The sequence below is a fragment of the Streptomyces sp. WM4235 genome, from assembly GCF_001279725.1.
Taxonomy (GTDB): Bacteria; Actinomycetota; Actinomycetes; order Streptomycetales; family Streptomycetaceae; genus Streptomyces.
This window is the reverse complement of sequence record NZ_LGDE01000110.1, coordinates 1-4,329: the sequence shown is the minus strand read 5'-3', so window position 1 is coordinate 4,329 and position 4,329 is coordinate 1. Positions and strand designations below refer to the sequence as shown.

The 4,329-nt window shown below is 69.7% G+C and carries 3 protein-coding genes; 1 reads left to right on the top strand and 2 read right to left on the bottom strand.

Going from position 1 to position 4,329, the window contains the following annotated elements:
• Positions 1-360: 360 nt before the first annotated feature.
• Complete coding sequence (locus ADK55_RS10680) at positions 361-2,163, top strand: bifunctional metallophosphatase/5'-nucleotidase (protein WP_053677386.1); 1,803 nt, start codon at positions 361-363, stop codon at positions 2,161-2,163.
• Positions 2,164-2,184: 21 nt separating this feature from the next.
• Here the strand turns inward: ADK55_RS10680 and ADK55_RS10675 are convergent, their stop codons facing one another.
• Together ADK55_RS10675 and ADK55_RS10670 are read right to left on the bottom strand one after the other, a co-directional pair.
• On the bottom strand, positions 2,185-3,594 hold the full coding sequence (locus tag ADK55_RS10675) for a lysine N(6)-hydroxylase/L-ornithine N(5)-oxygenase family protein (RefSeq protein ID WP_053677384.1): 1,410 nt from the start codon (positions 3,592-3,594) through the stop codon (positions 2,185-2,187).
• The coding region (locus ADK55_RS10670) for a pyridoxal phosphate-dependent decarboxylase family protein (RefSeq protein WP_234349993.1) at positions 3,591-4,329 on the bottom strand (739 nt) is incomplete at its 5' end. The genes ADK55_RS10675 and ADK55_RS10670, both read right to left, overlap by 4 nt.

Below are 4,329 nucleotides of genomic sequence, written 5' to 3'. Positions count from 1 at the left end.
GGCGGCGGTGGAGGGGGCGGTGACGGCGCTCCAGCACAGGAGGGCGAGGGCGCATAACGCGGTGGCGCGCAGGGATGTGGTGCGTGGGGGCACGGGATCACTTCACTTCTTGTGGGGGCGGTGAGGGGGGACCAACAAGCCATGCGCATGACAACTTCCCACACGGAGGGAGCGTGGGGCGTCCGTGCGCTGCTTAGTTCAAGACTTGATTGAAGTCGCGTGGGCCCGGGTGCGTCAAGACGCGCGCGTCGACCCGCCGGTGCGTCGGTCACCGGATCGCAACCTGGCGGGGGTGTTGCGCATTGTTACCCGTGGGTCAGAATCTACGCGCGTTGTTCACGCCTCAAAAGGGGAGATGGCATGGCGTTCGACCGTAGGACTTTCATCGGCAGCACGGCGGCGACGGGTGCGGCCGTGGCGTTGGCGGGGGCCACGAGCACCCCGGCCGCGGCCGCCCAGCAGGGATCGAAGGGGTCCGGTCCGCGGACCTACTCCTTCACGGTGATGGGTACGACCGACCTGCACGGAAACGTTTTCAACTGGGACTACTTCACGGACAAGGAGTTCGACGACAAAGCGCACAACGACGTCGGTCTGGCGAAGATCTCCACGCTCGTGAACCGGGTGCGGGCGCAGAAGGGTCGGCGCAACACGCTGCTCATCGACGCCGGTGACACGATCCAGGGCACCCAGCTTTCGTACTACTACGCGAAGGTCGACCCGATCACGGCGCGTCGCGGGCCGGTGCACCCGATGGCTCAGGCGATGAACGCGATCGGCTACGACGCGGCGGCGCTGGGCAACCACGAGTTCAACTACGGGATCCCCGTACTGCGCAAGTTCGAGGAGCAGTGCGACTTCCCGCTGTTGGGGGCGAACGCGCTGGACGCGAAGACGCTGCGGCCGGCGTTCCCGCCGTACAGCATCCACCGGCTGCGCACCCCTTGTGGGCGGGACGTGAAGGTGGCGGTGCTGGGGCTGACGAACCCGGGCATCGCGATCTGGGACAAGGCCAACGTGCAGGGGAAGATGACGTTCCCGGGGCTGGAGGAGCAGGCGGCGAAGTACGTGCCGAAGCTGCGGTCGATGGGCGCGGACGTGGTGATCGTGTCGGCGCACTCGGGTTCGAGCGGTACGTCCAGCTACGGGGACCAGTTGCCGCACATCGAGAACGCGGCGGGTCTGGTGGCCGAGCAGGTGCCGGGGATCGACGCGATCCTGGTGGGTCACGCGCACACGGAGATCCCGGAGTACCGGGTGAAGAACAAGGCGACCGGCAAGGACGTGGTGCTGTCGGAGCCGTTGAAGTGGGGGCAGCGGCTGACGCTGTTCGACTTCGAGCTGACGTGGTCGAAGGGCTGCTGGTCGGTGGCGAAGGTGTCGGCGCAGGTGCTGAACTCGAACGAGGTGGCGGAGGACCCGAAGATCGTCCGGCTGCTGTCGGACGAGCACCGCAAGGTCGTCGGCTACGTGAACCAGGTGATCGGGACGTCGACGCAGGCGATGTCCTCGGCGGACGGCCCGGTCAAGGACGTGCCGATCATCGACCTGATCAACCACGTGCAGGCGGAGACGGTGAAGGCCGCGCTCGCGGGCGGCGAGTGGGCGGCGCTGCCGGTGCTGTCGCAGGCCTCGTGCTTCTCGCGGACGGCGGCGATCCCGGCCGGGCAGGTCACGATCAAGGACGCGGCGGGGCTGTACCCGTTCGAGAACACGCTGGAGGCGCGGCTGCTGACGGGCGCGCAGGTGAAGGACTACCTGGAGTACTCGGCGCGGTACTACGTGCAGACGGCTCCGGGGGCGCCGGTGGATCCGGCGAAGCTGACGAACGCGGAGAGCATCCCGGACTACAACTACGACGCGGTGTACGGGCTGACGTACGACGTGGACGTCGCGCAGCCCGTGGGGTCGCGGATCACGGGGCTGTCCTTCCAGGGGAAGGCGGTGGACCCGGCGGCGCGGTTCGTGCTCGCGGTGAACAACTACCGGGCCTCGGGTGGCGGCAACTTCCCGCACGTCCCGCAGGCCAGGCAGTTGTGGGCCAACTCGGACGAGATCCGCAACGTGATCATCCAGTGGGTGAAGGCGAAGGGGACGGTGGACCCGGCGCAGTTCGCCTCGGTGGACTGGCGGCTGACGCGGGCCGGGGTGCCGGTCTTCTAGTCGGGGGTCCGTGAGGGCGTTCTACGGGTGTTCGACCAGTGGGAGCAGTTCGCCCGCGGGATGGGGGCGGGTGTGCTCCCGCTGGTCGAGGCCGAAGGTGGTGAAGGCGGTGCGGGCGGGCTGGGGGTAGGGGTTCTTGCCCGTGAGGGTGTTGAGGATGCCGGCGCTGCGCCAGGCGGCGAGGCCGAGGTCGGGGGCTCCGACGCCGTGGGTGTGGCGTTCGCCGTTCTGGACGAAGACGCTGCCGGTGACGGCGGGGTCGAGGATCATGCGGTGGTGTTCGTCGATGCGGGGGCGGCCGGAGGAGTCCTTGCGCAGGTAGGGGTCGAGTCCTGCGAGGAGGCTGGTGAGGGGTCGTTCGCGGTAGCCGGTGGCGAGGACGACGGCGTCGGTGGTGAGGCGGGAGCGGACGCCTTGTTGGGTGTGTTCGAGGTGGAGTTCCACTTTGGTGGTCGCGACGCGGCCGGCGGTGCGGACGCTGACTCCGGGGGTGAGGACGGCGTCGGGCCAGCCTCCGTGGAGGGTGCGCCGGTACAGCTCTTCGTGGATGGCGGCGATGGTGGCGGCGTCGATGCCCTTGTGGAGTTGCCATTGGGCGGGGACGAGCCGGTCGCGGACCGGTTCGGGCAGGGCGTGGAAGTAGCGGGTGTAGTCGGGGGTGAAGTGTTCCAGGCCGAGCTTGGAGTACTCCATGGGGGCGAAGGCGTCGGTGCGGGCGAGCCAGGTGAGGCCTTCGCGGCCGGCGGGGCGGGCGCGGAGCAGGTCGAGGAAGACCTCGGCGCCGGACTGCCCGGAGCCGATGACGGTGACGTGTGCGGCGGCCAGGACGCGTTCGCGGTTGTCGAGGTACTCGGAGGAGTGGATGACGGGGACGGTGGGGGCCTCGGCGAGGGGGCGCAGGGGTTCGGGTACGTAGGGGGCGGTGCCGATGCCGAGGACGAGGTTGCGGGTGTGGGTGCGGCCGAGGGCCTCGGCTTCGCCGTCGGCGTCGAGTTGGGTGAAGTCGACTTCGAAGAGGTCGCGTTCGGGGTTCCAGCGGACGGCGTCGACCTGGTGGCCGAAGTGGAGTCCGGGGAGGCGTTCGGCGACCCAGCGGCAGTAGGCGTCGTATTCGGAGCGCTGGATGTGGAGTTGCTCGGCGAAGTAGAAGGGGAAGAGCCGTTCCTTGTGCTTGAGGTGGTTGAGGAAGCTCCAGGGGCTCGCCGGGTCGGCGAGGGTGACGAGGTCGGCGAGGAAGGGGACCTGGAGGGTGGCGCCGTCGATGAGGAGTCCGGGGTGCCAGCGGAAGTCCCTGCGCTGGTCGTAGAAGGCGGTGGCGAGTTCGCCGACGCCTTGTCTGGGGAGGCCGTCGGCCAGGGCGGCGAGGGACAGGTTGAAGGGACCGATGCCGATTCCGACGAGGTCGTGGGGGGTGTCGAGGTGCGCGGTCATCGGTGGGTGCTGCCTTCCAGGAGGGTGACGAGGGTGTCCAGGTCCCCCGCCGTGGTGTGGGGGTTGAGCAGGGTGGCCTTGAGCCAGAGGCGGCCGTCGGCGGTGGCGCGGCCGAGTACGGCGGTGCCGTCGAGGAGGAGGGTGCGGCGCAGGCCCGCGAGCTGCTCGTCGTCCATGGGGGTGGGGCGGAAGAGGACGGTGCTGATGGTGGGGTGGGCGTGGAGTTCGAAGCCGGGGTGTGCTTCGAGGAGTTCGGCGAGGTGGTGGGCGGCGGCGCATGTCCGGTCGATGAGGTCGGCGAGGCCGTCGCGGCCGAGGGAGCGCAGGGTGACGGCGATCTTGAGGATGTCGGGGCGGCGGGTGGTGCGCAGGGAGCGGCCGAGGAGGTCGGGGAGGCCGGCTTCGGTGTCGTCGGTGGCGTTGAGGTAGTCGGCCTGGTGGCCGAGGGGGGCGAGCAGGCGGGTGTCGGGGACGGCGAGGAGGCCTGCGGCGACGGGCTGCCAGCCGAGTTTGTGCAGGTCGAGGGTGATGGACTGGGCGCGGGAGAGCCCGGTGAGTTTGTGCCGGTGGTGGGGGCTCAGCCGGAGGAGGCCTCCGTACGCGGCGTCGACGTGGAGGTCGGCGCCGTGGTGTCGGCAGAGGTCGGCGAGGGGTTCCAGGGGGTCGATGAGTCCCGCGTCGGTGGTGCCGGCGGTGGCGGTGACGAGTACGGGGCCGTCGGCGCTGCTGAGGGCT